The sequence below is a fragment of the Desulfomonile tiedjei genome (genome assembly GCA_016212925.1).
In the GTDB taxonomy this organism is placed as follows: Bacteria; Desulfobacterota; Desulfomonilia; order Desulfomonilales; family Desulfomonilaceae; genus JACRDF01.
Map to the genome: position 1 here is coordinate 161,537 of JACRDF010000037.1, position 25,253 is coordinate 186,789.

The following is a 25,253-nucleotide window of genomic DNA, read 5'->3' on the forward strand; positions in this document are numbered from 1 at the left end:
ACTTCGTCCACGGGGTGTGTTATACCCAGGGGCCGACGAAAAAGTGACTTTGTCGCGGCCGTCGGTATACCACGTTCACTGTGCACGGCAAGCCCGACTTCGTTTCAGGGGTATGCTGCGGGTCTTACTGGAGCGAACTCCCATTGCTTGTAGGGGGTCCAGCGTATCAACCGGTTCGAGTGATGTCAAAACCTTCCGAGAACCAAATTTCGGGATGCGGGTCATATGGAGTAACATTTCTTTTGTCTAGAAGGAGAAACATACATGATCAACGGCCATTCCAGGGCAATGACAATATCGGCGGCAGCGTTTCTCGCAATCATTCTGATTGCAGCGATGTCACCCATTTCGGCCAGGGCCGCGGCTCCGGCAGCTCTCAAACAGCTTGATGAAGCGTTCGTCCAGGTCGCTGAAAAAGTCACCCCAGCGGTTGTCAATATAACCTCGAGTAAGAAGCTTGCCAGCGGACCGGCAGGCGGAGACCTGGAACCCTTCTTCAAAAACCACCCTTCCAGAGATATGTTCGAAGAATTCTTCAAGCGCTTCAAGAAGGACCCCAGGTTTGACGGGGGCGGCCGACCGCCTCAAGGAATGGGTTCGGGGGTCATCGTATCTGCTGACGGACACATACTCACCAACTCCCATGTGGTGAAGGATGCCGATGAAATCACTGTGAATCTTTCGGACAAGCGTTCGTTCAAGGCAAAGGTCATCGGAACAGATCCGGAGAGCGACATTGCCGTCATCAAGATCGAGGCCAACGGGCTCCCTATCGCGAAAATGGGTGATTCCTCGAAACTGCGCGTCGGCGAGATCGTTATGGCGGTTGGAAATCCCTTTGGGCTTAACCGCACGGTTACATCAGGGATTATCAGCGCGACCGGGCGCTCCAATGTAGGGATTATAGGGTACGAGGATTTCATTCAGACCGACGCGGCCATTAACCCCGGCAACTCCGGCGGCCCATTGGTCAACATCGAAGGAGACGTAATAGGAATTAACACGGCCATAGCGACCCGCAGCGGAGGCTATCAGGGAATCGGGTTCGCGATCCCCTCGAACGCTGCGAAGCTTATTATGGATGACTTGATGAAGACCGGCAAAGTTCGGCGCGGCCTTCTGGGGGTTAACATCCAAGACGTTACGGAAACCCTGGCCAAGTCCTTTGGGAGAACCGACGCCGAGGGGGCCCTCGTATCCCAGGTAGTGCCGGGTAGCCCAGCCGAGAAGGCAGGAATAAAAGACGGCGACATTATCATCAAGTTTAACGGTGAGCCGGTCACAGGCGCGGCCAATCTGAAAAACCTCGTGGGCAAAGAAAAGCCGGGCTCCGCTGCCAAGCTAACCATCTTTCGCGACAAGAAAACTTTGGATGTGAATGTCAAGATAGCTGAACGCACGGAAAAAGCCGTTGCGTCGGCAACAGGTCCTTCTACAGGTGGAGAGACGTCCAACGAACTCGGCATCGAGATCGAGAAAGTGCCTGCCGCAATGGCTGAAAAGCTGGGCATCAAGGAAGGCCAGGGCGTTCGAGTCAAGGACCTGGAGGCCGACGGCGCTGGTAGCCAGATGGGGCTAAAAAGCGGCGATGTGATCCTTGAGATTGACGGAAAGACGGTTTCCGACATCGAAGCCTTCAATAAGGCCGTAAAAGAATCAAAAAAGAGCAAGCTCATTCGCCTGAAAGTTCAGAGAGGCCAGGGGAATCTCTTTCTGGCGGGCCCATTGGGGTGAGACGCCGAGCGCGCCGCAGACCCATTAGAGGGCGATTTGCAGGCTAGCGAATTAAGATCTGTCAGACCACTTCTCGGGGGAAATTCTTCAAAGGGTTTCCCCCTTATTCTTTTCAGGCCTAATAGTGCGCCGCTTTCAAACGGTGAAGATGACTTCGCAGGAAAGCAGCACTGACCTGGTACCCAGGTTAGTGGCACCCAACCGTCAATCAATATCGGCCCAGGGGTGCCAGGTACATGGGCTTTGCCAGGTCCGTGTCTGGTTCAACAGATTATTCATTGTTTGACAGCGCACCGGCATAGAGCAATTGCCTACAACTGGCTGCAAACCCTCCGTAGGCCGTTCTGATGCGGTAGGGGCGCTTCGAGAAGCGCCCTATCAGGGCGGTTCACGAACCGCCCCTACTAAATAACACAACATCGTCTTGTCCCATCGAGGTTTTGCAACCAGCTGTAATGCCTGCCCTGCCTCACCTCTTTTACCATTACCAAAGGCTGGCTTTTTAGGGTGCCGCTTCGGGGTGATTACCGGATCGAGCCACCAACCAAATTTCCGGCAACGGCCGTACCATTCACGGGAATTCCACGCTCACGTCATATCCGTGGGGTTCAAGATCCTTCAGCAAGCAGTGCACCGCGTGCCTGAAAAGGGTCTTGTGTTCCCTCGCGCTTCCCACACGGCGCATTTCGCCGGGAAACAAGTTGTCTTTGGAATTGAAGGTTCCTTCATTGAAGTACCAATCGAGAGCCTCTTCCCAAGTTCCTTTCAATTCGTTGTTTTCAGAGTGTTTGAGTTCAAAGCGGACGTTTTCCTTCTGAAATTCTTTAGCCACCCGAACTTCTACGTGAAGGCCCGCCCTGTAAGTGATATCAGCGACAGGGACCCCCCCACGAGATATATATGCCACGATGATCATTGCGGTACCCTACCCGTCATACCGGTTCGCACCGAAAGAGGTCATTTAGGAGTCGGCGGAAACAGAGCCGGTAATCAAGCTTCCCCTCCCGTTGCCCTCCAAGAAAGAGGATAAGGTCGCCACGCTTACCCCATTTCCTAAAGAGGTATGAGGTTTTTGCGAATAGACCTGCTCTGGAGGTTACCCATATGATCGCGCATCGCCACAAAACCAGCTTTCAGCGATCATTCGGAAAGATGTATTCTAGCAATCGCCGGTCGGCGTGTCCAGCGCGGACTGTCTGCCCAAGCGTTTCGCAGCCACTGTAGAGAGTTGGGCAGGGCGAAGGACTTGACAAAGGAATGGGACTGGTTTAAACAAACGTATTCCAAGGGGAGGGGATTGGTATGTCGCCTGGGTTTCAAAGGATTTGGGATTCTACGTGGGCGTTAGGTGTTGCCGGAACCCTTGCAGTCGCCGACTCGAAGCTGCTGCATGGATAATCACAGTCTGGCGTCCCTGAGCCTTTTTCAAGGCATCTTCCCATCCTTGAGAGAGTCGGGAGCATTCCGGGGGTTATTACCGGAACGCGGATGGAAGATCTTCAGATAAGGCTGCGTTGAACTCTGATGCATCTGAATCCTTGAAGACATGCGGGAGGTTGTGTTAGGAGATGGAACCTTGTCCTATCGTGGTGAAGGGAAATCGTGAATCCGACAGACCTTACAGAAAAGTGGACTGCGACCACTACGGCAATTGTCTTGATATGGCTCTGAAGAGTCGCTGGTCCGACTTCTCGTGCACCGAATGCGCGGCATACACGAGAACAAGATTTATTGAGCAGGCCACCGGCCTGGATGATTATTGGTAAGCCGTTTTCTTAATTGGTAGGTCGGGAAGTGAGAAAGGCTCCGTCGGTCATTTTGTGGGCCGTGGCGTTCGCCTTTGTTGAATCGGCCGTGGTTGAGTACTTACGCGCCATCTATTACCCCTTGTATCAAGGGGGTTTTCGTTTTCCCATCTTGACCTTCGAGCAAATCCAATCTATGGGTCCCGAACATGTGGGGCGCTTGGCCATCGAGGTCGGGCGAGAGTTCGCGACGCTGGTCATGCTTGCGGCAATCGGCCTCACTGCAGGATCGAATCGCCGAGAAGCCTGGGCCCATTTCATGATAGCATTCGGGGTCTGGGACATATTTTATTACGTCTGGCTGAAAGTCTTCATTGACTGGCCGCCGGGATTGATGACCTGGGACTTGCTTTTCTTGATCCCTGTTCCGTGGGTGGCACCCGTGCTGGCGCCGGTGATTATTTCAATGGCCCTGATTGCCAGTGGGTTGACTGTTCTTTGGTTTGAGGCGCGCCGAGGCCCGCTGGTAACCTTCTGGCGAGATTGGGTCGTTCTCGTTCTTGGGGGAATTACGGTCATAGTCTCATTCTGCGAGGATTATCGAAACATCATGAACGGGGGGGCGCCTGATTCTTTCAACTGGAAACTTTTCTTTACCGGATTTCTCATCGCCGCCGGGGGATTCGTGCTCCTGCTTTTCCGCCAACGCCGGCTCCAAGACCGGGCAATCTGAGTCGCTTCCATGCCCGTGACCTTCTCGCTCATGCATCACATGTCGACAACGAACACCGTCGGCAGTCTTGTCTTCTTGCATGAATCTCCCACACATTGAGCCTCAAACTTGACGGAATTCCTTCGCTTTGGTATTCGTTTCTAATCGGATTATCTCAGCCCGATCCTGACCTCCGGGCCCATCGCGAGCGCGGGGCGAATCTGGCTCCGAAACTCCCGACCACAGTACGTTTACCCACAAATATAAATGGAGGGTCTATGGGAACGGTACCGCGCAGTCGAACAGCTTCGCAAACCTATGACGAGGACAAGCTTGGATTTGGACAGATCTTTACGGACCACATGCTGTGCATGCAGTTTTCCGCCGAATCGGGAGGCTGGAAAGAGCCAGAGATGAAGCCGTTTGAGGACTTGGTCCTGCACCCGGCAACCATGATGCTCCATTACGGGCAGCAGGTTTTCGAGGGACTTAAGGCTTTCGCCGGCCCGAGCGCGGAAGACATCTTTCTTTTTAGGCCGGACATGAACATAGCCCGATTCAACAGGTCCTGCGAACGTCTGTGTATTCCCACGGTGAACCCGAAGCTCTTTATGGATCAGATGTCTCAGCTCGTCCGTCTGGACCGCGACTGGATCCCGAGATCGCCGGGGACTTCTCTTTATATCAGACCTACTATAATCGCCACGGACCCCTACCTGGGAGTAAGGCCTTCCAACCGGTATCTTTTCTACATAATCATGTCACCGGTCGGGGCGTACTATCCTGAAGGGTTTGCGCCTGTAAAAATCATGGTGACCGACAAGTATGTCAGGGCGTGCAAGGGCGGAATAGGCGAAGCTAAGACCGCGGGCAACTACGCGGCCTCTCTGCTGGCTGCCGAAGAGGCCCACAAGGCCGGCTTCACGCAGGTTCTCTGGCTGAACGGCCAGGACAAGACCTCTATAGAGGAGGTCGGAACCATGAACATCTTCTTCCGTATCAACGGCGAAATTCTGACGCCCGCGCTGGAAGGCACTATCCTTCCGGGCGTTACCAGGGATTCCGTCATACGATTGGCGGGAGACTGGGGCCTGAAGGTAACCGAACGCGCTGTGTCCATAGAAGAAGTGGTTCGTGCCGCTGAGAATGGCAGCCTGAAAGAGATCTTCGGTTCCGGCACCGCGGCCGTGGTCTCGCCCGTAAGCCATTTCATGTTCCAGGGCACGGATTACAAGGTGGCGGACGGGAAAACCGGGGAAGTTGCAGCGAGACTGTTTGAAGAAATTACCGGAATGCAAACCGGCACGAAGCCTGATCCGTACCGATGGGTCGTCAATATCGGGAAGTGAATCGCATTTTTTCTCGCCCGAACAGTCGTGACTGATACCAACCAGCGATCAAACGGTAATGTCGACGGGGGCCGGCAGGGACGCCGGCCCTACAATAATATGATACCGGTCCCGCGGCACGCGGCACGCGGGATGCCCGCCATGCCCGCTTCCCTAAAAGCGAATTGGTGTTATTCGAACCGCATGGCTGTGACTACATCGAGGCGGCTGGCCTGAATGGATGGATATAGGCCGGCGATAATTCCAATTGCCACAGTGACCGCAAGATCCAGCAATATACTGCTCGACATTACGTAAAGGGAAACTTCCACGTCCAGATATCCCCTAAGCAACTCGACTGAAATTAACCCTATCCCCACGCCGATCACACCCGCCAGCCCGCTAATAAAGACCGACTCGGTGAGAAATTGGAGCATAACTATTTCTTCCCTCGCGCCCAGCGCTTTCCTCAGGCCTATTTCTCGGGTTCTGTCCTGAACCGCGGCCAGCATGACACTTGTGAGACCGACTTTTCCCAAAAGGAAGGCAACCCCAAGCGCTGCATAAATAAAGAATTTTACGAGGAGTATCGAGGTGGTGACCTTCTTGATGCGTTCCGGGTAATGCTCTACCCGAACTCCTTTTTCGTATCCCCTATGGGACCCTTGGAGCACATCCACGACCTGCGACTGGACCGCTTCCACAGTGTTCCAGTCGTCAGCCCTGACATAGATTTCGGGTATCCAGTCGAGACCCTCAAAAAGACTCTGCGCTGTCGTGATCGGAACAAAAACGGAACGGCCGACCTCTGTGTGCTGTATTCCGCCAAGTACGCCCACGACCTCAAAGCTGGCGCTGCCCACCTTAACCGCGTGCCCCACGGGATCCTTGGAATCAAATAGATACTTGACGACATCCCGACCCAGCACGCAAACCGTTTTTCGGCCCACCACGTCCGAAGGACCAATTAGACGACCGCTGTCCAGGGTCGCGGATTGAGTGCGCCAATAGGAGTGATCGACACCAAATAGGCCCGGCATCCACTGGTTCGAATGGACGTAGGCCTCCACCTGGGACAAAGACACAACCGGCGCTACAGCCATGACATTGGGTATTCTTCTGAGCTTGGCCACGTCCCGCATATAGTACTTGCCGGGATGGTAGTTGTCGTTGTTATCCCAATGGGCCCTCATTACCGTGGCCTCGCCAAGAAGCTCGAGGTTCTCCGCAACTCTTCTTTCTACTGAATCGCCCATCGTTCGGACGATTATGAACCCCGCAGTGCCGAAGGCAATGGCGGCCAGTACCGCCTTGTAACGTCTGCGGTTTCGCAAAACCAGTTGCCAGCACATAGTAACGTGGTCGCGGAATTTCACTGGCTTGAACTCTCCTAATTAGCCCACTGAAGAATTAGGCTAATAATATCATGAACCTATCATCTTGGCAAGCAGGATAATACCGACAGCGTAATCGGTCGGTGACGCGGATGACGTGAGCACGAACCGGCACTGATTGCCGGTCCCACAGTCCCTCCCTGCCCGGCGCTCCCAAACTCCCTTGCGTAACCGAATGCTTCTTGACATCCCGGGCCCAACTGGCGCTCACTGCTTCAAATCATGCCTGTATCGCCCGGACAGGGCTCCACCTGGGACGCCAACAACTTCTCTCAATTATAGACTCCGTTGCTCCATCACACAAGAGACCTCCAACAGCGTCCAAACACCGTGTGATCTGAAACAGCAAAGGACAGGCGCTATGGCCTGCCCTTCGGCAACCGATCGACTGTCCTCTGACGGTCGGGTTCAGCTTCTTACTGAAATGCGAATATCTTCTCCTGTCCGCCTGGGGGAGTTATATAAAGCTGCACTCCGTTTTGTCCCGTGGTTTGCAGATAATCCAGGAACAACTCGTGGCTGCCTGCTTGGAGGTCTATGGTTCCTGACTGATCCTGAACCTTGGCCGGCCCCTCAGCGTTGACTACGATCTTCTTTCCTATTATGAGACGTGCCGCGTCCTTGCAAACCACACGGAATTTGTACGCTCCGGCCTCTTGCTGGTTCAGGGAGAATTTCACGTAGAATCTCAACCCCAGCCAGTCCTCTCGTTTGGGGACGCCGGGGAACTCCTTCGATCCCCGGTCCAGCGGATAATCAACGGCCTTGGTGAAAAACATGCCCGATGGGGAGAGCTTGTTGTAATTAGGGATTTTCTTTGTTCCCGGCTTCATAAAGTACACAAAAGCGGGGATAAGGGCCATTTTACCGGTCTCCGCGGTGACGCCGGCAATAGGTGTAGAGGGAGAAAAGAACTGCTCCTCTTTTTCGGGTTGGGTTACGTAAAGTTCCAGGAGCGGCTCGCCGCTCGGGTGGAAATAGTCCACGGTAATGGGGAAGCTCCCTTGCTGAAGAAAAGCCCAACCAAGCTTCCCTTGCGGATCGGCCTTGGTCCCCCCGGTAACCTCCGCAACAGTGGATTTCCCTATCGTCAACTTGGCATAGTGATCGGCGAGCAGCCTGAAAGCGAAAATTCCCGCGCCCTCCACATTGAAGAAGCCCTGGTAATGCAATCCTACCATGTCCTTTCGGTCGGGTAGGCCGGGGAAGCCTTCCCCTCCGCGTATGTTCAACTCTGAAGCGATCAGCCTCCCCACGGGGCTGAGTTTGCTAAAATCAGGTCCTTCCGGGTAGTTACCCTTGGGCACGAAGTAAACCTGTCCCCACAATACGTCATAAGGTTTGGCCGGCTCTTGCCATCCGGCCAGTCCGCTTCCTATTGAAAAGACCTGCTCCTTGCCAAGGGGCTGAGTCACGAAGAGCTTCAGCACAGGGGGTCCCTTGGAATTGAAACTGTCCACGATGATTGTGTGGACACCTTCTGCCAGATGGGTAAACGCGGTCTTGGAAGAAGGAGCGTGGACTCCATCGTTTTCAATAAGCGTCTTGTCGTCGATATGCATTCTGGCGCCGTCTTTGGAATCAAGGCGCCACTTGAATATGCCTTCCCCGGAGACCAGGAACATGCCCATAAAACGCATCCCCAGGCCCTCAGTATTCTCAGGGAGGTTTGCCGGTTCGTTGTCCCCGGTGGCCGCATCTAAGTTGATCCGGTCCGCTGTGACGGCCTGCTTCGGTCGAAACGCGGTGTAATCCGGCAGCGCTTGGATATTTTCCGGGAGTTTGTATACATTGACAGAGAAGGTACCTTTGCCGCCGGGGATTTCGGCGGCTATCAAACCGGGCGCGGGTCTACTGGGAGCTGGAGCGACCCTTTCTCTGGAGACCGGCCCTCGTTCCTGGCTCGGCACAGCTTCGGAAATAGGCTGTCTGGGCCCTGGCCGGGGAGGCGTCGGTGGAGCGGTCTCAGGCCCTTTCTTGAGGATCATAGGGCCGGTGGAAGGCTTGCCGGGACTTATCTCCAGAGGCTTCCCTTCATCCTCGGCCGCTTCGTCGACCTCCTCTTCCGCAGCAGGCGCCGACGGCCTGGCTTTCTCCCGAGGGGACGGTTCTCCTGATTCCACTTGGAAAGATTCTATCTGGTCGGGCGAGAACTTCAGCGGCACCTTTTGGGTTGGACCGCCTTTCTTCTTGATGACAAGATAGTCCTCACCGAATATAGGGATTGCTGTAGCAAAGATGAAAATGCCGATCACAACCAGGGTGATCTTCAAGACCAATGATTTCATCTGCTCACCTCATCCCGGAGCCTGCTTGATCGGCTGGCATGTTTAACCGGCCTACATTAACGCATCCGGATGTCGTTTCTCGTTCTCCTCTATTCATACCGCGACAAAACTGGCCGGCGACCCCTTCTTCCAAAGATCTATTCGGCCGAGGCGGTTCCGCGTCCGATTCAACTCGCCTATTGCTGCTTTTCAGACCTGGCTAACCCTTTCTTGGCTTCAGCCGTTTTTGAGCCCTTTTGCCGGACCGGAATAGGGCTGTCAGTGAAACGATTGTATACGGACAGTACCTTTTTTACAAACCTTTCAGCAGCATCCGAACGAGTCAGCTTTTGCACGGGCCCTGGGCCTATGTTGTACGCGGCGAGCGCCAAAAAGGTGCTCTCGGGCTCCGATGAGTATCGTTCGAAACAGGTGCGCAAATAGGACGCGCCGGCCATTATATTTTGGTGCGGGTCCCATGGATCAGTAACCCCTAAAACATTGAGCACCACGGGACGAAGTTGCATCAGGCCCCGAGCGCCTTTGCCGGAAGCAGCCTTCGGCCTGAAGCTTGATTCCACATGAGTTACCGCGGTCAGCAAAATGGGGTCGATGTCGAACTCTTTCCCGGCCGAAACAAGTATGCCGGCATAATCGGGGTTCCCACCCAGGCAACGGACCATCGTTGCCACCTTGCGCAACTCTTGCCGGGCCCTTGGACTCGGACATGGCGAGGAGCATCGCTGTACGGAGACCAAGGCGATCTTTTCGGCCGTGCTGCTTACAGTCCCAGACCGCGAGTTCCCCTCGTTAAAGGCGCTGGGAATCAACCCAGCAAGCGATAAACAGAGCATGCCCTCCAGGATCATCTAAAGTTACCTGAAGAAACCATCGCGCTTGGAGGGTCGGTCTCCTCAATGTGTACGGCTGGATCACCCGCCACCTGCACCACCTGTTCGTCTGCCTCCGACCCTTCCTCCTCATCGGTTTTCCATGAAGAAGGATACCTTTCTACAAAATTCACCTGGAACGGCAGATACTTGAGCCTTCCCACATCCTTGGCCAGGCGTCCCGACGTTTCCAGCCCCACCAACTCCCGCACCCCTTCAGGGGTGATAGATTCCGAGATGGCCTCCGCAGAAAAATAGCGCACATTAAACGCACTCTGGCTCAACGGATTGAACATCCTTTCGGCGGACACAATCCCTTTGAGGTCCGGAATTAACTTGCGCTCGAAGTCTCCCTTGGCTTCAACATAAACAAGGCTCGACCTGAACCTGTACACCGCCATTAACGAACGGGCTTGATCCAGGAAGCTCTTGCCAAGCAGAATTATGGAGACGTTCAACAAGATGTCTACGATCAGGCTGAGCAGGTAAAGCCGAAAGAAATCCTCGTACCCCACCGAAAAACTGGGATACTGCATCAGTATGATCTGAAGGAAACCGACTAACACCATCACTGAGCCCAGTGCCAGACTGAGAATTGCTGCCAGTCGAGACGAGGTTCTTACATGCTCGGGGAAACCTTCTATGAGCGTGCCAATCAACGTTTCTCCGTCCTCACACACCACCGGACGGGACCGAGATATCCGGTTGGCAAAACCTTTGTGGGCAAAAATCTTCGACCCCTCTTCCAATATGGCGAAAAATACGGACGGATGGCCTTTGCCTTCCACGATCATGGAATCCATCTCCCGCCCCATTCTGGGTTTCTTCAGGGGCACGAGACTTAAGGCAATCCCAAAGCGAAGAAGACAGACTACAAGCAGAAGGTTGTAAAAAGGCAAAGGTGACGGAATCACGTACCCCGCGCCGAGCCCCATACCGGCCAGATACGGCGGCAGGTACTCCAGCAGTTTGAACAGGAAATGAATCACGATTGCGATGGCTATGGCCTTCCAAACGAAGCGTATGTTCCATCGCACTATTTCGCCGGGAATATCCGAAATGAACCGTGCATTGGACCATACCTTTCCAAGCAACAGGAAGATCAGAGACGGGGCTTTCTCGTAAGATCGAAGCTTTCCCTCTTTCAATCCCAAGGAAACGCTCTCCGGCCGATAGAAATCGCCTGCCCAGCGAAGTGATACGCGAAGGCGCGCCATTTCTCTCAAGCCGCCGAGAAGCCAGTTTATTCCCACGATCAGGCCTGCCAATGCAGCCACAGTTGTCATGAAAGTCCCTAAGATGAACGGGACGTAACTCAATATGAACTCGTTCACCTGCTCCGGCAGTCTCAGCGGAAAGAACTCCTTCAATTCGTACAAGCGCGCTACCGATCCCAAACTAACCAGGGCTCCCAGCCCGGCCAGGATTATCCCGTACAAGAGTGTGTGATTTGGCAGTTTCACTACGTCGCTGGATCGTGTCGATTTCAAAGAAAGCATGCATAACCCCGGATTATGTTCTCTCCGGATGCCTTAGCAGATATAATAAACCCTGTCAAATGAAAATGTTATATGAGTTTGTTAAACCAATTAGTTATGCCACAGCGGAGGTGGCCCCCCAAGCACGATTTCATGGGCAGCATCACTGCCATACGGCTTGAAAACACCCAAAAGGCCCTGAACCACCCTAGCCAATTTTACGTTGACAACGGGCCTGAATTTTACTACACGGGTGCCGTATCTAATGGAACCCCATCAAATATTGATACCAGGAGAAGCAAAATGGGTACGCTTGATGTTTCCGGAGCCCAAAATCAACGCCGACCTTATCGGCGCCTCCGAGAGGACCCCAGATATGATGAAATTAAGCGAATAATCGAGGACTTTCCCGCGGACAAAATGGAGAAGCTGAAGGATTATATTCAACGCTGGCTGCGAAGTTCGTGAAGTGAAGCGACACGTGTACAAGAAGCGGGCGGCTCTATGCCGCCCATTTTTTTTGTTATCCGTGTGCAGGAGAGCAATGCTGTTACCATTTTCGTTCAAAACGTGAGCCCAGCCCCCACCACCGAGGCGTGCGCGCCGTACGGCTTTCATTTAGGCCGATGCGCGATCGAACCTAGTGATTCTTAAAAGTCTTTTCCGAATGGAGTCGCACTGCTGGACAAGCCAGCAGTGGCACCCATGAGGCAATCGGCCATTACTTTCGAGAACTGCTATAAGTGATATTAACGTGGGTCGGCACGAACGCGGGATACCCGCCACGCTTATACGGAATCGCTTTCAAACGATGAAGGTTTCTCGAACCCAAATCAGCACTGACCTGGTGCCCAGGTCAGTGGCACCCAGCAGCCAAAACATCACCGGTCTTGGTTGCCACGGCCCTGAGGTCGCTCAGGTCAGTGCCGGATGTACCTGATTATTCACTGTTTGAGCGCGACCTGATATTATTCGCATGAAGGGGGATGGATATTACTCCCATTCGATGGTGCTGGGAGGCTTCGACGATATGTCGTAGACCACTCGGTTGATGCCACGCACCTCCCTGATTATGCGGTTTGAAATCGCACCCAGCACTTCATGCGGTATGGGAAACCAGTCCGCGGTCATCCCATCAGTTGCCTCCACAGCTCTAAGCGCAGCGACATGCTCATAGGTGCGCTCATCTCCCATGACCCCCACTGAGCGGACGGGTAGCAGGACCACAAATGCCTGCCAAATATCGCGGTACAGACCGGCCTTGCGGATTTCCTCCATTGCGATCGCGTCCGCCTCTTGCAGTAGCGCTACCCTTTCGGGTGTGACTTCCCCGAGGATCCTGACGGCCAGTCCGGGTCCGGGGAACGGGTGCCTCCACACTATGCTTTCGGGGACCCCCAACTCCATACCCAGCTCCCTGACCTCGTCTTTAAAGAGTTCTCTCAGGGGTTCTATTAGCTTGAGGTGCATTCTGTCGGGCAGGCCTCCAACGTTGTGGTGGCTTTTTATCGTAGCGGACGGACCGCCCTTGAACGAAACGCTTTCTATAACGTCCGGATAGAGTGTGCCCTGTGCCAAAAATTTGACATCAGGGAACTTTGAGGACTCTTCCTCGAAAACCCTGATGAACTCCTCTCCAATGATCTTTCTTTTGCGTTCCGGATCAGTCACCCCGCGAAGTTTGCTTAGGAATCGATCGGAAGCGTCCACATAATCCAATTTGATGCCGAGATGATCCTGAAAGGTGGACAATACTTCATGCACCTCTCCCTTTCTCAGAAGCCCGTTGTTGACGAAGATGGGATGAAGTTGGTCCGACAAGGCTTTGTGCAACAGGGCCACCATGACCGATGAATCTACTCCGCCGGACAGCGCGGCCACGACATGGTCCTTGCCTACCAGGGCTCTCACTTCGGCAGTCACCGTGCCGACAAAAGACGCCATTGACCACTCTGGCTTGATGCATGCGATCTGAAACAGAAAATTCTTTAAAATCCTTGAACCTTCAGGCGTATGCACTACCTCCGGATGAAACTGCACCCCCGTAATACGGTGGTCTTCGCTTTCAAAGGAAGCCACCGCGGTCTCCGCAGTCCGTGAAGATATCTGAAAGCCCGCGGGCGGAAGAACAACCTTGTCTCCGTGGCTCATCCACACCTGTGCCCCTTCGCGAACTCCGTCAAGGAGGACCGAATCCGCCAGGACACTTGCTAGGTGGGTCCGCCCATACTCTCGTTCCCGCTGCGCCGGCTCCACCTTCCCTCCGAGGACGTGAGCTATCGCCTGCAGGCCATAACAGATCCCCAGAACGGGCACATCTTGTTGAAGAATCCGACTGTCGAGCTGGGGCGAGTTCTCGTCGTAGATGCTTGCTGGTCCGCCGGACAGTATAATTCCAGCCGGCTTCTTTTGCTCGACAACCTCCATAGCTCGATTAAAGGGGTGAATCTCGCAGTAAACGCCGGCTTCCCGAATGCGTCGCGCAATAAGCTGGGTGTATTGGCCGCCAAAATCGACGATCAAAACGTATGGGGGAGCAGTCACCTCGCCTACCTCCTGGCGCTGGCGCGGTGGCCGAGCCGCGCGCCGCTGTTGAGTGAAAAGGGGTATTTTACCAGGGAAACTGCTTTGTGCAATCCCGCGTCCCGCGAGCCCCCCACAATTTCCTTGTTTTGAATGCCACTCTATGTTGGTGCCCTGAGTCGGCGTTTCGGTTCTGGCCATTGTAATAAAAAAAGACCGGGCGTATACCCGGTCTTTTCAGCATATATAGCTCTTCGAGAATTATTTCTACTTAACCGCCTGCTTCTTTACCATTTCATACTTCAGGCCCGGGACAACACAGGGATTGCAGCCAGGTGAAGTAACCTTCAGGCTTTCCACGTTGCTGACGAGTTTCGAGCCCGCGGGAATCGCAGGAGGAGCACCCCAAGCAACAGGGCCACCGTATGCGGGAGCAACGCACTTCGGCGGGATGATCTGAACTTTCATGGCGCAAGATGTGCCCTTCCAGACGCCCCAGGGACGGAAGCCGCCGGTGTACTGATCGCAGCCATCCAAAAGCAGGGTGCTGTCGCCACCGGGTGTGCCCTTGGAATCCTTCAAGATAGAGGTCTTTACCTTCATGGGGATCATAATCATGTCCCCTGTGGTAGCACAACCCGGCATGCCGGCCATGAAAGCGCTAGCTGCACCAACCGTGGTTATGATCAGAGCCAAAGCGCTGAACACAACGATCATTCTTTTAACCATACCCAAATCCTCCTTTTATTAGGTCCCACCGACCAGTAGCCAGGGAACCGAATTTGGAATTATAGACAATAAAACACGTTTGCCATTTTGATTATCAGAACAATCCAGGGAAGTCAAGACATTTTTTCCTGGGAGAGCCTGATTTCACCCTGCAATCCATATGGAGCATACCAGTAAAAATTTCAGGTTTCAAACTTTTTTTCCAAAAAAAGTGTAAGGGTTCAGTTACCGGCGGTCGATGCACATCATATTCTTGTACAAATCTTCCATCCGGTTCAACATCCCCCCGTACTCTCTGTCTTACACAGGGGGTCAGGAGGAATTTTTCTGGCCTTGCCCGCGTAGCCGAGGGGCTACTGAAAGTCTGGGGGTCGCCAATCACTGCGCCACATCCCTCGGGTCGGCCAGGCATCCAGCCAAGGCGCTGGCGGCAGCTACCGCGGGCGAAGACAAAATAACTTCGCTCTCGGGGTGCCCCATACGACCGACAAAATTCCGATTGGTCGTTGATACTGCGCGCTCTCCACGAGCCAAAATGCCCATGTAACCCCCAAGACACGGCCCGCACGTGGGCGTAGAAACAGCTCCGCCCGCCTTGATCATCTCTTCCACAATCCCCTCGGAGATCGCTTGCATCATTATCGTGGGTGTGCCCGGAATCACGATTAATCGCACCCCTTTGGCTACCTTGTTACCCTTAAGTATGGAAGCGGCGATTCGAAGATCTTCTATCCTGCCGTTGGTACAAGATCCTATCACGACCTGGTCCACCTTCATTCCCTTAACATCGGATATCGGCCGCACGTTCTCAGGTAGAAATGGCAGGGCCACTACCGGCTCCAGGGAACTCAGGTCTATTTCCAGCGCCTCCGCATATTCCGCATCCCGATCGGACTCATAAACCTTGTACGGGCGCGAGCCGTGAGAATCGGCAAATGATGCGGTGGCCTCGTCAAAGGGGAAGATACCGTTTTTCGCTCCGGCTTCTATCGCCATATTGGTGACTGTAAACCTATCAGACATGGTCAGGTGGCCGACCCCCTCCCCGGCAAACTCCATGGCCCTATACAGGGCGCCGTCCACGCCGATCTGACCTATGATGTGGAGGATCACGTCCTTCCCTCCGACCCAAGGGCCGGGCTTACCTTTCAGCACAAAGCGCATGGACTCGGGAACCTTGAACCAGCACGTCCCTGTAAGCATAGCCGCAGCAAAGTCCGTACTCCCTACGCCTGTGGAGAAAGCAGCCAGCGCGCCATAGGTACACGTGTGACTGTCAGCGCCAACCACGAGGTCGCCCGGAACCACGAGGCCTTGTTCAGGGAGCAGCACGTGTTCGATCCCCATGGTGCCCACATCGTAGAAATGGACAAGGCCCATTTCCTCGGCGAAAGCCCGCGATTTGATATGCATCATGGCCGACTCGATGTCTTTGGCAGGATTGAAATGGTCAAGGACTACGACGACTTTTTCCCGGTCGAATACGCGCTTGCCGCCGGCTTCCTGAAAAGGTTTCAGCGCCAAGGGGAGTGTAATGTCATTGGCCAAGGCTATGTCCACGCGTGTTTGTATCAGATCACCGGGCCTTACCAGTTCCAGGTCCGCGTGGTCCGCTAGAATTTTCTCAGTGATAGTCATTCCCATGGGTCTATTTTCCTTGAGTTTCCATTTTCGCGCGGCTGTGAAGACCACCTACATATATCTGCCGCGCCTGAAAAGCGTCGAGGCACAAGCCTTATTGATGCTGTTCAAGATTCCTGCTGCTCGCAGGGTCTTCATTATACTCCAACTGCCCCAAAAAAGCGCGGTGCAGTACGGGCGCACGGCAGAGGCCGTCTCAAAAGTCGTGCTCATGTCGAAATCGTGTTACCACGATGGCGATTGTCTCTGCCGGGTGGCCCGGAGGTCTGGTGGGACAGGCTTCCAGCCTGTCTATTGGGATGACCGGCAATCCCGCGTTCTGCGCGGGACGGCCCCACCCGAGGGTCGCGAAGCGACAAGAGGTGATTTCCAGCCTGCGAGTACTCCCGGCATTCTTTGGACAGGGTAGCGTCCTCGCAACAGCCCCTCTTGTTCCTTCGGAACCCGGAGGCAGTGGCCTCCGGGCCACCCAGCCGAGGGAGATTGCTTCGGTAAGCTCGCAATGACCCAGTGGGAGGTCTCCGTTGAAGGAGTGCAACAACGAAGCCACTTCTCACACAACTGAGCAGCCCCCCCTGCCACAACAGTTATTGTCGAAGCCGCTTGAGGACCCCTTACAGCAAATGAAACATCGCAACATCTTACATAGCGCCATTGGCGCTGCCAGCGACAATGGCGCCAAATCATGGAAGTTTTTGGGGAGGGGTCCGGGGAGGCCCTTTTTGTTCGGCCTCCCCGACAATTCTCCAAAAGCGCTTATCCTTCGCGTTCCCGGCGTTTGCGCAGGTATTCTGCGAGGGCCTCCTCCCAGCTCCGGAGCGCCGCTCCGGTGAGTTCGACAAATCTGGAGTTGTCGAGAACCGAATACGCGGGCCGGGGAGCCGGTCTGCCCAGTTCTTCGGTCGTTATCGGTTCCACGCGAACGTTGGTGATACCGGCTTGTTCAACAATTTGCCGGGCAAAATCATACCACGTAGTCTCACCCGAATTGGTCACATGCACGATTCCCTTGGCACCGCGGCCGGACAGCTTTATGAGCGCTGCGGCAAGGTCCTCGGAAAACGTCGGAGATCCCCGCTGATCGTCCACCACCTTCAAAACATCCCTGTGCGCGGCCGCGCTCAATATGGCCTCCACAAAATTCTTGCCGTTCAGACCGAAGAGCCACTGTGTTCTGACTATACAATGGTTCTCGGGGAGCAAGCTGGAGACCGCTGTCTCTCCTTGGGCCTTGGACTCGCCATAGACTCCCAATGGATTCAGGGGGTCACTTTCAAAATAGGGCGATCTCTTGGTTCCGTCGAACACATAATCGGTGCTCAAGTGAATCATGAAAGCGCCACACACTCTGGCGGCTTCGGCGAGGTTCGCGGCACCGTGCGCGTTGACGCTGAACGCGGCGGCAGGGTCGGATTCACATCCGTCCACGTCGGTAACAGCGGCAACGTTTATGATAACACCAGGATTAAGCTTCGACAGTACCTCCACCGTTGATTCCGCGCGACGAATATCGAGTTCGTCCACGTCCAGCGGTATCGTAGAAATGCCCGATTCCCGCATGAGCCGGACCAGGTCCGACCCGAGCATACCCTTGGCTCCCACTACCGCGTAAGGTTCCCTGGGCCTTGGCATAAAGTTACTCCTTGCCTCATCCATTCAGTTACGGAGGGAGCAAATGCTGTCATTGCGAGCGCAACGAAGCAATCTCTCCCGTCACCATTGAGATTGCTTCGTCGTTTCACTCCTCGCAATGACAGACAGCCGATAAAGCCCTCGCTTAACTGCAAGGTTAGTCCTTGCAGTTCTTAATTGTTGAACTGGCGAGAGTTTTTCAATATGATATGTCGAACTGATACTCCATAACCAGTTGTTATTTCTTCAGATTGATCGTTACCAGATCGCCGAGGCGCGCCCCGTTCAGACAAGGGCGCCCTCCGAAGCGAAAAACCCGGCGGTCTTTCTGCGATCACCTTCTCCTTTCTTATGACACTTATTTTTGGTTACGCGCAAGGTCCGATATGAAAATGATTCTTAGGCAAGCCCTGGACAAGGATCGCCAGGCCATCGAGAGCATCCTCAAACCGTGGACCGACGACGACCCCGAGGTCCTTGATGCCCTTCAGGACGCATTTCGAGCAGATTTGCCCGGAGCGATCCGGTGCAGACTCCTTGAAACTGACAAGACCATCCGCTGCGTCTCTGTCTGGAAGTGGGAAAACAAGGACGAGGTCCGTTTGATTGCGCTTGGGATGGGGCCAGGCGCATCCGAGTTCGGCATTGACAACAGGTTCATCTCGGAAGAAATCCTGGATTGGGCGGATTCCGGGGTCTCGAAGGTCACTGTCGTTCTTCCGGAGATGGTCGCCCCGCCACTAACGGGGAGTTTGAGGACGTCCGGTTTCATATTTGAAGGAATCTCTTCGAGTTGCGGGGTAAAGCAGAATTCGCGCGTCAGATTCTGCAAGCATTTTCTCTACCGCTCGATTCCTTATTCCCAGGTGATGGGTTTTATAAAGGATTTCTTGCTTTCCCTCGGTTATGAGGTGAGAACCGAGGGAGACGGCCTCGGATATCGGATACGTTCAGACCATCGCTTTCCATTTATCTTCAACGCATGGCACCGGATTACCCGCAGCGGTCCTGATATCATAGTGCACCCACCAGCGCGTGTTCTGGAACTCTACGACCTTGAAACGATTTTCTATCCCCTGACCATCCGGACCAGAAACGAAAAACCGCTGCTGATTCCTATGGACAAAAAGAGGGCCTCTCATCTGCTCAATTTGCCTCGCCTGGACGCTCACCAGGGCACCCTGTTCGCCGAGGGCGCGGGGGATGGTCACAGGCAGCTTTTCAGCAATAATCTCACCTACAGCTATCCTGCGGGTCTTCAGGGGATGCGTAGAGGGATGCCCCTGCTGTTCTATGTCAACAGGGTGGGCGCGGTAGGGACAGGACGCTTGGACGACTGGTACCTCGACGAACCCAAGAACCTCTACAACAATCTGGACGAAATGGGCTATTTCGACCCGCAGGACGTTAAAGAGCACGTCGCGTCTTCCGGACCGAATGCCGGCAAGGTCATGGTGATTCGATTCAAATGGTACAGGTCGCTGAAACGAGTTGTCAGCCTCGAAGAAATACGCGGCATCGACGACGGCTTCAACCCGCAACGCACGCGGTCCTTGTCTTCGCAATTCTTCCAGTCCGTGGTCGCAGCGGGAAACAGAGTTTAGTCCTGGGAGTCCTTTGCAACAAGGTTGTCTAAAGCGTTGGCGGCTTTCGTAACTTAGAAACATTTCATTGGTGGCGGCCGGCGTCTCTGCCGGCCTTGCTCGGAAAAAGGGTATCGGCATGACCGTGAAAACTCCGACCCTCACCATGTACCGCGGGAAGCTCCCCCACTGGCGAATGGATGGTTCCACCTATTTTGTCACTTGGCGTTTGGCTGCTTCGCAGTCATCCCTAGAATACGAAGAAAGAACCATTGTAGCAGATGCGATTAAGCACTTCGCTGGAGAGCGATACGATTTGTTGGCCTACGTTGTGATGGATGATCACGTACATGTCGTCGTAGCCCCTGTCCAAGGATTTTCGCTACAGAAAATCCTCCATAGCTGGAAATCATTTACAGCCAGTTGCCTGCAAAAAGATTTCCGAAGAGTCGGAGCCGTCTGGCAGGATGAATACTTCGATCGGATTGTCCGAGACCAAAAAGAACTGATGGAGAAGCTCAATTATATTCTGGATAACCCGGCTAGAAAGTGGCCGGAACTTGAGGAATATATGTGGGTTGGGCATGGTGGCTCCTTGTGAGTAGATGGGCCGGCAGAGACGCCGGCCCCCACCAATGAAATGTCCGTACAGTGGGGGCCGGCGTCTCTGCCGGCCTTGCTCGGAGAAAGAGTATCGAGATGACCGTGAAAACTCCGAGCCTCACCATATCCTTGCATGCTGACATCATAAGGAATTACTGCCGCTTTGAAATGACGAGAGAAGAAGGCAAGCATGATCTACGAGTACAAGGGCATCAGGCCCAGGATAGGAAACAACGTCTTTTTGGCGCCAGGTGTGATCGTCCTCGGGGATGTGGAAATCGGGGAGGACAGTAATCTGTGGTTTTACACGGTGGTTCGCGGGGATGTGTACCCGATAACCATCGGCAAGGCCGTCAACATTCAGGACCACTGCATGCTCCATGTGACAGGGGGAAGGTTCCCCTTGAACCTCGGGGACCGCGTAATAGTGGGACATCGAGCGGCCCTGCACGGCTGCACCATCCAGCCCGACGCGTTGATCGGCATCGGCGCGCTGGTGCTCGACGGGGCCGTGGTGGAACAAGGCGCTGTCGTGGCCGCTGGAGCCGTGGTCTCGCCCGGCACCATAATCCCTGCCAATAAGGTCGCGATCGGAGTCCCTGCGCGCGCTGTCCGGGAAACCACCGATGAAGATAAGGAATACCACAAGGCCAATTCCCGCAGGTACCAGGAATACGCGCGAAACTTCCACAGCATCACTTCCCTGGTCGAAGGTTAGGCATGCCTTTGGTAGGGGCGCCACACGTGTCGCCCTTGGGCGAGGCATGCCTCGCCCCTACAATATCAACCTCTGCACACTACAGCGCATCTACTGTTATCTTGCCCCATTCTCTCAGGCACTCGCCGGTCATTTCATAAACTATTACTTTAAGTATTGACAATATCCATTCGGTATGCTTTATTAATTTCCGTTGCTTGGCAACCGCATCCACTGAAATGGGAGGAGCCGCATGCCTCACTCACACAATATTGATTACTACATCGGCCATATGAACGACGAGTCGCTGGCCGACGCGCTTGCAGACTTTGAGGACCCCCTGGAGGGCCGCTCCGCCGACCTGTTATCCTCCCTGGATATGGACGATGATTTTGCTGAGGATGACCTGGGCCTGGATTTCGACGATTTCTGAAAACCCGCCTCCCGAACCTTACACGCGGCCGGAAAGGGACCATCGCTCTTCCGGCCGTCTTCGTTCTGAATAAAAGCAGAAGAGTTTCACCGCGGAGAACGCAGAGAACGCGGAGGGCAAGGACGCACGGCTGTGCGTCCTTGCCTCTTCTCTGCGCGCTCAGCGATCTCTGCGGTGAAACTCTTCTCCTATGCCGCCAGTCGTGCGCCGATGCTACTTCTCCTTCAAGTTGTTCACCAGTCGACGTATTCCGCGTCGCAGTTCTGTGACATTGAAGTTCAACAGCAAGCCGATGGGAACACCCGACAGCCTCAAGTAAGAGAGAAGCTAAGCCTCGTGGATAGGCTCCAGTCTCTCGACCGTCTTCAGTTCAACGATCTCCGCATTTTCTACCAGTAAGTCAATCCGATATCCGCATTCCAGGTCAACTCCGCGATACTTCACGGGCAGGCTTTTTTGTCGTTCCACTTTGAGCCCATGTTCGGCCAACTCATACGCCAGGCATGCCTCGTAGGTCGATTCCAGCAGACCCGGTCCAAGTGCCCGATGAACTGCAATGGCCGCGCCGATAATGGCGTCGGTGGTTTTGTTCAAATCCATTGTTGCCTCCGCGCGCGTTGTGGTGAATTCAAGATTGTTCACCGCGGATATCGCAGAGGACACGGAGTGTAGGGTCGCACGGCCGTGCGACCCTAGCTCTTCTCTGCGCACTCTGCGTTCTCTGCGGTGAAAATCTTCTGTTCCTCTCCGGTGGAATAAAAAAGCCCGGAGGCGATTGCCTCCGGGCTTTTGTTAACAGGGGCACGGCATGCCGTGCCCTTTATCCGCATTCAAGATTAGAATTCCATCAGCAAGCTACCCTGGACACCGATCAGAGCATCGATGCCACGGTTGGGGCTGATATTGGTGGTGATACCGCCCACCGTGGTGGTGGTCCCTGTCGACTGATCAACATAAGCCCACGGGAACCACGGGCCGGGCTGCCAGTATGCGAACAGGCCCTTGAAGGTCAGACCTTCCAGCAGCTTCCAATCCACGCCGAAGTCCGCTTCCCATCCGAGATAGTTGTCGGGAATGTTCGGCACGGCCGTGGTGGCTGAACTTGCCGCCCGAGGTGCTATTCCAGACAAGGTAGCACCAGTGAAGCCATTGAACTGGCCCATACGCGTAGCGGTGTTGCTCTGCCTCATGGCGTAGATATACGAACCCCAGAGGTTCAGGTTTGCCGCAACCGCGTAATCCACCCTTCCGGCGTAGGCAACGAAGTCGTTATAGCGGGTCTCCCCATAGTTATTGTAATCGTTGCTACCGGTCCCGTACAAGTCCAACAGGTAAGTGTAAGGCCTCAGAGCTGACGTAGACCCGGTGAAACTAACAAACCCCTCGAACTTGTCAGCGACCTGCGCAGCGCCAAACGTACCGATCGCGCTCGTCGGAGCGAAAACTCCGCCGCGCCTGTCTTGGCCGGTTTTCAGCCAGTGAAAGAATGTGACTTTCGACGGGCCGCAGAGAGCGCCGAGTTCAACCACCCAGCCGTAAGGATTTCCACTTACCGGACGACCGCCGCTTCGGAAAACCTCTACATACTCCTGGGCGAATTCAGCGTTGAAGAAAAAGCGACCGTTGTTATACTTGAAATAAGGGTTCACTGCCACTACAGCTTCGTTGCCGGTATACATCGGCACCCCGCCTACTACATTCAAAAAGGTCCCGCCGGTTAGACCGCCCAAATCAGGGTTCTGGTCATTTCTGAACGACGGAGCGAGAGCGGCCGGGTATGCAGCCCCATGTGTGCCCTGATGCTGCAAATGCCGCCACAACACACCCGTGTCCACAGGGCCGTTTCTATAGGTGAAGGCGGCATAGAAGTTGATGTTCCTGGTAAGGTTTTGGTCAGTCATCAGCGCTACCAACTGATGGCCCGCAGCGGCCGAGTCGAAGCCGGGATCACTCCCAGCCACAGATCCCGGATCGGTGTATGCGATTCCAGGGCCCTTATAAATACCCCACATCACAGTCAGCGGTCCGTAAGGCGCAACGATGGTTACGCTATTGGTGTTGATGTCCTTGTCGCCGTACAGAAGGCCTATTCCGAAAGGCCCAGGACGATAGCCGGCGGCTATAATGCCCCAGGGGGTCTGGGCCGTCAGCCATGAGTGTCGCCATACACCAACTGCGAACGCGGACTTCTGAGTGGCGGATCCCCTTGATTCCATCGTAATCCAAGGAGAGTAGAACGGATTGTCCGCCCAGTTCTGGCTGCCGCTAGTGTACGGGCCATTGAGGTTGCCCTGCAAGGCGTAGGTGCCCCTCCACCGAACTGCCGGATTTACACGAACCTCAGGGTAGAATTCTGCACGCTGCTCGAGGAACGCGGCATCCGAGCCCATGACCGAGTAGCCTTCCACCTGGACCGACAGGGCTGTGCCGGAGGTGCCGGCTGCAGCGCTGAAAGGAGCATAATTGACCACAGGCCCTGACAGGCCGATGGTCGAGCGCTGACCAATTATTCCCTGGGCCTGCGCTATGTCCGCGTTACCGAACAAGTCACTGGGGCCGGTTCGGGAGATGTACCGATAGCGCAACTCAAACTCACCCGTCATGGCGAATTCCCATGCAAACGCGGGTGCGGTGAGAGTGGCTATCAGCAGCCCTGCCACCAAAATCGTCAATAATCTTTTCATCTCTTCCTCCCAATCCACTAGATCGACAAAAATAGCCCGAAGGCAGTTAACACACACCTAACAAATCCACGCGACAACCAGGACGCCCCTCGCTTCCCCCCGACACCTGTGCACAGGGTGGGGTGCAGCTTGAGGCCTCTTCAAATGCGGCAGTAACGTTCTTGCCGCGGTTTGCGAACCTTTTGGATTTACAGTCTTGTAACACCAACCGGCTCGCAGTGTCAAGAAAAATGTAATCGCTTACCGCAGTCATTCAGTCCCACTAGAGATGGACTGTCCCTGTGGGGCAGGCTTTCCAGCCTGCCTAGCCTCAGGTCAGGTGTCGTAATGGCAGGCTGGAAAGCCCGCGCCACACACCATTTTTCTGACCGTTCGAACAGCGACAGCCAAATGCAAAACAAACCGTAGCGGAAATATATCAGAAATTTGTTGTAAAAACCAGAAATAACGTGATGTTGATGCAAAAAAAATGGGGCCTGAAAAGAGAGATTGCTTACAACTGTCATTGCGAGGGCGAAGCCCGTGGCAATCTCAGACGCGCAAAGGCAGAGATTGCTTCGCTGCGCTCGCAATGACATGTTAAGATGGCAGGCTAGCCCCCCCTACCAGGTGCCACCTTGAAGGAACATGCGCAAGGAATACTACGTATATATTCTAACCAACAAGCACAACACGGTCCTTTATACGGGCGTGACCCGCGATCTGACCCGGCGCGTGTACGAACACCGAGAAAAGCTCGCTGAGGGATTCACGGCACGGTACAATGTTCACAAGCTTGTCTTTTATGAAATGACAGACGATGTCCAAGCCGCAATCGCCCGTGAGAAGCAAATCAAGGCGGGCCCGCGTCGGAAAAAGATCGACCTCATCAATGGCATGAATCCCGAGTGGCGCGATTTGTATGAAGAGTTGTAGAAAGGCTGCGTCTGTCATTGTGGGGAGTGTTACAACTGTCATTGCGAGGGCGAAGCCCGTGGCAATCCCCTACGCGTAAAGGCAGAGATTGCTTCGCTGAGCTCGCAATGACAGGGTTGGGGTCTGTCATTGCTGTACGTGTCAAGTAATTCGTGGACAAGACTCGAGGAATTCTAGGGGAGTTTTCCCCCCTAGGGCTTGATGCGGTCTTAGGTTGTTGTAGTAGTAGATGTACTGTTCGAGTTCCTTTTTGAACTCTTCTTCG

The 25,253-nt window shown here is 54.4% G+C and carries 21 protein-coding genes and 1 pseudogene; 10 read left to right on the forward strand and 12 right to left on the reverse strand.

Going from position 1 to position 25,253, the window contains the following annotated elements; all coding sequences use genetic code 11:
- Window positions 1-264: 264 nt before the first annotated feature.
- Window positions 265-1,734 carry a DegQ family serine endoprotease gene (locus HY913_15590; GenBank protein ID MBI4964702.1) on the forward strand — a complete coding sequence of 490 codons (1,470 nt, stop codon included), beginning with the start codon at window positions 265-267 and terminating at the stop codon, window positions 1,732-1,734.
- A 571-nt stretch (window positions 1,735-2,305) separates the two neighbouring features.
- On the opposite strand, the gene HY913_15595 is transcribed toward HY913_15590, so the two are convergent.
- A complete protein-coding gene (locus HY913_15595) occupies window positions 2,306-2,650 on the reverse strand; it encodes a hypothetical protein (protein MBI4964703.1) in 345 nt (114 codons plus the stop codon).
- A gap of 652 nt (window positions 2,651-3,302) precedes the next feature.
- On the opposite strand from HY913_15595, the gene HY913_15600 reads away from it, so the two are divergent.
- The 3 genes from HY913_15600 (at window position 3,303) to HY913_15610 (ending at window position 5,540) form a co-directional block, all read left to right on the forward strand.
- Window positions 3,303-3,500, forward strand: a complete 198-nt coding sequence (locus HY913_15600) for a hypothetical protein (GenBank protein MBI4964704.1) — start codon at window positions 3,303-3,305, stop codon at window positions 3,498-3,500.
- A 28-nt stretch (window positions 3,501-3,528) separates the two neighbouring features.
- Window positions 3,529-4,212 carry a hypothetical protein gene (locus HY913_15605; protein ID MBI4964705.1) on the forward strand — a complete coding sequence of 228 codons (684 nt, stop codon included), beginning with the start codon at window positions 3,529-3,531 and terminating at the stop codon, window positions 4,210-4,212.
- Window positions 4,213-4,469: 257 nt separating this feature from the next.
- The gene (locus tag HY913_15610) at window positions 4,470-5,540 is read left to right on the forward strand and encodes a branched-chain amino acid aminotransferase (GenBank protein ID MBI4964706.1); all 1,071 of its coding nucleotides are present in this window, start codon (window positions 4,470-4,472) and stop codon (window positions 5,538-5,540) included.
- A 170-nt stretch (window positions 5,541-5,710) separates the two neighbouring features.
- Here HY913_15610 and HY913_15615 read toward each other — a convergent pair whose 3' ends face one another.
- The 4 genes from HY913_15615 to HY913_15630 all read right to left on the reverse strand — a co-directional run bounded on the left by HY913_15615 (window position 5,711) and on the right by HY913_15630 (window position 11,569).
- The gene (locus HY913_15615; GenBank protein MBI4964707.1) at window positions 5,711-6,895 is read right to left on the reverse strand and encodes an ABC transporter permease; all 1,185 of its coding nucleotides are present in this window, start codon (window positions 6,893-6,895) and stop codon (window positions 5,711-5,713) included.
- 434 nt (window positions 6,896-7,329) lie between these two features.
- Entirely contained in the window at window positions 7,330-9,201 is a 1,872-nt protein-coding gene (locus tag HY913_15620; protein ID MBI4964708.1) for a hypothetical protein, read from the reverse strand.
- A gap of 176 nt (window positions 9,202-9,377) precedes the next feature.
- Window positions 9,378-9,863 carry a lytic transglycosylase domain-containing protein gene (locus tag HY913_15625; GenBank protein ID MBI4964709.1) on the reverse strand — a complete coding sequence of 162 codons (486 nt, stop codon included), beginning with the start codon at window positions 9,861-9,863 and terminating at the stop codon, window positions 9,378-9,380.
- A 182-nt stretch (window positions 9,864-10,045) separates the two neighbouring features.
- Window positions 10,046-11,569, reverse strand: coding sequence for a hypothetical protein (locus HY913_15630; GenBank protein ID MBI4964710.1), 1,524 nt, complete (start codon window positions 11,567-11,569; stop codon window positions 10,046-10,048).
- A 282-nt stretch (window positions 11,570-11,851) separates the two neighbouring features.
- Between HY913_15630 and HY913_15635 the strand changes: the two genes are divergently transcribed.
- Entirely contained in the window at window positions 11,852-12,016 is a 165-nt protein-coding gene (locus tag HY913_15635; GenBank protein MBI4964711.1) for a hypothetical protein, read from the forward strand.
- Between the two features lie 525 nt (window positions 12,017-12,541).
- Here the strand turns inward: HY913_15635 and guaA are convergent.
- The 4 genes from guaA to rfbD all read right to left on the reverse strand — a co-directional run bounded on the left by guaA (window position 12,542) and on the right by rfbD (window position 18,073).
- The gene (guaA, locus tag HY913_15640; GenBank protein ID MBI4964712.1) at window positions 12,542-14,272 is read right to left on the reverse strand and encodes a glutamine-hydrolyzing GMP synthase; all 1,731 of its coding nucleotides are present in this window, start codon (window positions 14,270-14,272) and stop codon (window positions 12,542-12,544) included.
- Between the two features lie 66 nt (window positions 14,273-14,338).
- Window positions 14,339-14,800, reverse strand: coding sequence for a hypothetical protein (locus tag HY913_15645; GenBank protein MBI4964713.1), 462 nt, complete (start codon window positions 14,798-14,800; stop codon window positions 14,339-14,341).
- Window positions 14,801-15,178: 378 nt separating this feature from the next.
- On the reverse strand, window positions 15,179-16,444 hold the full coding sequence (gene leuC, locus HY913_15650; GenBank protein MBI4964714.1) for a 3-isopropylmalate dehydratase large subunit: 1,266 nt from the start codon (window positions 16,442-16,444) through the stop codon (window positions 15,179-15,181).
- Window positions 16,445-17,197: 753 nt separating this feature from the next.
- The gene (gene rfbD / locus HY913_15655) at window positions 17,198-18,073 is read right to left on the reverse strand and encodes a dTDP-4-dehydrorhamnose reductase (GenBank protein MBI4964715.1); all 876 of its coding nucleotides are present in this window, start codon (window positions 18,071-18,073) and stop codon (window positions 17,198-17,200) included.
- 386 nt (window positions 18,074-18,459) lie between these two features.
- On the opposite strand from rfbD, the gene HY913_15660 reads away from it, so the two are divergent.
- The 4 genes from HY913_15660 (at window position 18,460) to HY913_15675 (ending at window position 21,389) form a co-directional block, all read left to right on the forward strand.
- Window positions 18,460-19,677: a hypothetical protein gene (locus HY913_15660; GenBank protein ID MBI4964716.1), complete on the forward strand. Its 1,218-nt coding sequence runs from the start codon at window positions 18,460-18,462 to the stop codon at window positions 19,675-19,677.
- 118 nt (window positions 19,678-19,795) lie between these two features.
- Entirely contained in the window at window positions 19,796-20,257 is a 462-nt protein-coding gene (locus HY913_15665; GenBank protein MBI4964717.1) for a transposase, read from the forward strand.
- 192 nt (window positions 20,258-20,449) lie between these two features.
- The gene (locus tag HY913_15670; protein ID MBI4964718.1) at window positions 20,450-20,977 is read left to right on the forward strand and encodes a gamma carbonic anhydrase family protein; all 528 of its coding nucleotides are present in this window, start codon (window positions 20,450-20,452) and stop codon (window positions 20,975-20,977) included.
- Window positions 20,978-21,209: 232 nt separating this feature from the next.
- Window positions 21,210-21,389 carry a hypothetical protein gene (locus tag HY913_15675; protein ID MBI4964719.1) on the forward strand — a complete coding sequence of 60 codons (180 nt, stop codon included), beginning with the start codon at window positions 21,210-21,212 and terminating at the stop codon, window positions 21,387-21,389.
- 213 nt (window positions 21,390-21,602) lie between these two features.
- Here HY913_15675 and HY913_15680 read toward each other — a convergent pair.
- Together HY913_15680 and HY913_15685 are read right to left on the reverse strand one after the other, a co-directional pair.
- Window positions 21,603-21,989 (reverse strand): annotated as a pseudogene (locus tag HY913_15680) (GxxExxY protein).
- A gap of 236 nt (window positions 21,990-22,225) precedes the next feature.
- Complete coding sequence (locus tag HY913_15685; protein ID MBI4964720.1) at window positions 22,226-24,073, reverse strand: hypothetical protein; 1,848 nt, start codon at window positions 24,071-24,073, stop codon at window positions 22,226-22,228.
- A gap of 627 nt (window positions 24,074-24,700) precedes the next feature.
- Here HY913_15685 and HY913_15690 point away from each other — a divergent pair.
- Window positions 24,701-24,988 (forward strand): GIY-YIG nuclease family protein, encoded by a 288-nt coding sequence (locus HY913_15690; protein ID MBI4964721.1) that lies wholly within the window; start codon window positions 24,701-24,703, stop codon window positions 24,986-24,988.
- Window positions 24,989-25,129: 141 nt separating this feature from the next.
- On the opposite strand, the gene HY913_15695 is transcribed toward HY913_15690, so the two are convergent.
- Window positions 25,130-25,253 (reverse strand): transposase (locus HY913_15695; GenBank protein MBI4964722.1); only part of this gene is annotated, 124 nt, incomplete at its 5' end.